This window comes from Bradyrhizobium sp. P5_C11_2, assembly GCF_054049755.1.
The window spans coordinates 1-4,246 of record NZ_JBFULT010000616.1 but is presented as its reverse complement, the minus strand read 5'-3'; the positions used below and the strand labels follow the sequence as shown (position 1 = coordinate 4,246).

General features: G+C 66.1%; 1 protein-coding gene. It reads right to left on the bottom strand.

Annotated features, from left to right (window positions below; genetic code table 11):
* Positions 1–102 precede the first annotated feature (102 nt).
* Positions 103–4,246: glutamate synthase large subunit (gene gltB, locus ACXJL8_RS35320; RefSeq protein WP_456686485.1), on the bottom strand; the 4,144-nt coding region annotated here is incomplete at its 5' end.

Sequence of the window (4,246 nt, the reverse complement as noted above, 5' to 3'; positions counted from 1 at the left end):
GTTCCGGGATGCGCGCGCTGCGCGCAGACCCGGAACCTGGAGATTGCCTTGCGAGATTCCGGGTTCGCGCTTTGCGCGCCCCGGAATGACGCGTTGTAAGAATTACGCCCCGATCGCGATCTTCGGCTCGGCGTCCGCGTTGGCGGCCATTTCGCGCAGCGCGCGCCGGTACTCGACCGGCATCACCTTGCGGAATTTGGGCAGCCAATCCTTCCAGTTGGCAAGGATGTCGGYGGCGCGCCTGGAGCCGGTCGCCTTGGCGTGGCGCGAGATCAGGACGTGCAGCCGCTCGACGTCGGAGTCGAGCAGGTTCTTGAACACGTCGACCCGGCCGTGCGCCTCGAGGTCACCGGCGTGATTATAGGTGCCGGCGTTGATCAGCTCCTCCGACAGCACCGGTTCGAGCTCGACCATCGCCATGTTGCAGAGCTTGTCGAAGTCGCCGGTCTCGTCGAGCACATAGGCGATGCCGCCCGACATGCCGGCCGCGAAGTTGCGCCCGGTCTTGCCGAGCACGACCACGATGCCGCCGGTCATGTATTCGCAGCAATGATCGCCCGCGCCCTCGACCACCGCGACCGCGCCGGAGTTGCGCACGGCAAAGCGTTCGCCGGCGACGCCGCGGAAGTAGCACTCGCCCTGGATCGCGCCGTACATCACGGTGTTGCCGACGATGATGCTCTCTTCCGGCACGATGGCGCTGTTCTTCGGCGGCTTGACGATGATCTTGCCGCCGGAGAGGCCCTTGCCGACATAGTCGTTGGCTTCACCTTCGAGCTCGAAGGTGACGCCTTGCGCCAGCCACGCGCCGAAGGCCTGGCCCGCGGTGCCCTTGAGGCTGACATGGATGGTGTCATGCGGCAGGCCGGCATGGCCGTAGATCTTGGCCAGCGCGCCCGACAGCATCGCGCCGGCGGAACGGTTGGTGCTGTTGATCGCGGCCTCGATCTTGACCGGCGCGCCGCGGTCGAGCGCGGGCGTGGCCTTCTCGATCAGCGTGCGGTCGAGCACGGCTTCCAGATGATGGTTCTGGCGCTCGGAGTGGTAGATCTTCTGGCCTTTCTCTTCCTTCTGCTTGACGAACAGCTTCGAGAAGTCGAGCCCCTTGGCCTTCCAGTGCGCGACCAGCCTGGTCTGGTCGAGGAACTGCACCTGGCCGATCATCTCGTTGAAGGTGCGGAAGCCGAGCGATGCCATGATCTCGCGGACTTCCTCGGCGACGAAGAAGAAGTAGTTGATGACGTGCTCGGGCTGGCCGGTGAAGCGCTTGCGCAGGACCGGGTCCTGGGTCGCGACGCCGACCGGGCAGGTGTTGAGATGGCACTTGCGCATCATGATGCAGCCGGCCGCGATCAGCGGCGCGGTGGCGAAGCCGAACTCGTCGGCCCCGAGCAGCGCGCCGATCACGACGTCACGCCCGGTGCGGAAGCCGCCGTCGACCTGGACCACGATGCGGCTGCGCAGCCGCTCGCGCACCAGGGTCTGGTGGGTTTCTGCGAGGCCGATTTCCCAAGGGCTGCCGGCATGCTTGATCGAGGTCAGCGGCGATGCACCGGTGCCGCCCTCGAAGCCCGCGATGGTGACGTGGTCGGCGCGCGCCTTGGCGACGCCCGCGGCAACCGTGCCGACGCCGATCTCGGAGACGAGCTTGACCGAGACGTCGCCCGTCGGGTTGACGTTCTTGAGGTCGTAGATGAGCTGCGCCAGGTCCTCGATCGAGTAGATGTCGTGGTGCGGCGGCGGCGAGATCAGGCCGACGCCCGGCGTCGAGTGCCGGACCTTGGCGATGGTCGCGTCGACCTTGTGGCCGGGCAACTGGCCGCCTTCGCCGGGCTTGGCGCCCTGCGCCATCTTGATCTGCATCATGTCGGAGTTGACGAGATACTCCGTGGTGACGCCGAAGCGGCCCGAGGCGACCTGCTTGATCGCCGAGCGCATGCTGTCGCCGTTCGGCATCGGCTTGAAGCGGTCGGCTTCCTCGCCGCCTTCGCCGGTGTTGGACTTGCCGCCGATCCTGTTCATGGCGATCGCGAGCGTGGTGTGCGCCTCGCGCGAGATCGAGCCGAAGCTCATCGCGCCTGTGGCGAAACGCTTGACGATGTCCTTGGCCGGCTCGACCTGGTCGAGCGGGATAGGCTTGCGCTTCTCTTCCTCGGCCGTCTTGACCCGGAACAGGCCGCGCAGCGTCAGCAGCCGCTCGGACTGCTCGTTGAGAATCTTTGCGAAGGCGCGGTAGCGTTCCAGCGAATTGCCGCGCGCGGCATGCTGGAGCAGCCCGACCGACTCCGCGGTCCAGGCATGGTCCTCGCCGCGGCTGCGGTAGGCATATTCGCCGCCGACGTCGAGCGCGGTCTTGTAGACCAGCGCCTCACCGAACGCGTCGGCATGACGGCGCACGGCCTCTTCGGCGATCTCGGCGAGACCCACGCCCTCGACGCGGGTGTGCGTGCCGGCGAAGAACTTTCCGACGAAGTCGGCCTTGAGGCCGACGGCGTCGAAGATCTGCGCGCCGCAATAGGACTGGTAGGTCGAGATGCCCATCTTGGACATCACCTTCAGAAGGCCCTTGCCGATCGACTTGATGTAGCGCTTGACGATCTCGTAATCGTCGAGCGAGCCGGGCAGGCGGTCCTTCATCGCGATGATGGTCTCGAACGCGAGATAGGGGTTGATCGCCTCGGCGCCGTAGCCGGCCAGGCAGGCGAAGTGATGCACTTCGCGCGGCTCGCCGGATTCGACGACGAGGCCGACCGAGGTGCGCAGGCCGGTGCGGATCAGATGATGATGCACGGCGGCGCAGGCGAGCAGCGACGGGATCGGCACGCGGTCGCTTCCAACCATGCGGTCGGACAGGATGATGATGTTGACGCCTTCGCGCACCGCGCTTTCGGCGCGCGCGCAGAGCTCGTCGAGCACCTGGTCCATGCCGGCGGCACCGAGGCCGGCGTGGAACGTGGTGTCGAGCGTGCGCGACTTGAAGTGGGATTCGGCCACGTCCGAGATCGAGCGGATTTTTTCCAGGTCCGCGTCGGTCAGGATCGGCTGGCGGGCTTCGAGGCGCTTGGTGGTGGCAAGCCCCTGGAGGTCGAACAGGTTGGGCCGCGGTCCGATGATCGAGACCAGGCTCATCACCAGCTCCTCGCGGATCGGGTCGATCGGCGGGTTGGTGACCTGCGCGAAGTTCTGCTTGAAATAGGTGAAGAGCGGCTTGGCCTTGTCCGACAGCGCCGAGATCGGGGTGTCGTTGCCCATCGAGCCGGCGGCTTCCTCGCCGATGGAGGCCATCGGCGTCATCAGGATGGTGATGTCTTCCTGGCTGTAGCCGAACGCCTGCTGGCGATCCAACAGAGACAGGTTGGAGCGCACGCCGGTGGTCGGCACCTTGGGCAGCTCTTCCAGCACGATCTGGGTCCGCTCGAGCCACTCCTTGTAGGGATGGCTCCGGGCGAGATCGGCCTTGATCTCGTCGTCGGGGATCAGGCGGCCCTGTTCGAGGTCGACCAGCAGCATCTTGCCGGGCTGAAGCCGCCACTTGGTGATGATCTGGTCCTCGGGGATCGTGAGCACGCCCATCTCGGACGCCATCACGATGCGGTCGTCCTTGGTCACGAGATAGCGCGCCGGCCGCAGGCCGTTGCGGTCCAGCGTGGCGCCGATCTGGCGGCCGTCGGTGAAGGCGATCGCGGCGGGGCCGTCCCACGGCTCCATCAGCGCGGCGTGATATTCGTAGAAGGCGCGGCGCGTCTCATCCATCAGCGGATTTCCGGCCCACGCTTCCGGAATCATCATCATCACCGCGTGCGGCAGCGAGTAGCCGCCCTGCACCAGGAATTCGAGCGCGTTGTCGAAACAGGCGGTGTCCGACTGGCCTTCATACGAGATCGGCCAGAGCCGGTTGATGTCCTTGCCGTAAAGGTGCGAACTGACGGAGGCCTGGCGTGCCGCCATCCAGTTGACGTTGCCGCGCAGCGTGTTGATCTCGCCGTTATGCGCGATCATGCGGTAGGGATGCGCCAGCGACCACGCCGGGAAGGTGTTGGTCGAGAAGCGCTGATGCACCAGCGCCAGCGCGCTCTCGAAGTCCGGCTCATGCAGGTCGGGATAGTACTTGCCGAGCTGGTCGGCGAGGAACATGCCCTTGTAGATCACGGTGCGGCAGGACATCGAGCAGGGGTAATAGCCCGCGAGCCCGCGGTCGCGGCGCTGGTAGATCGCCTGCGAGATCGACTTGCGCAGGATGTAGAGC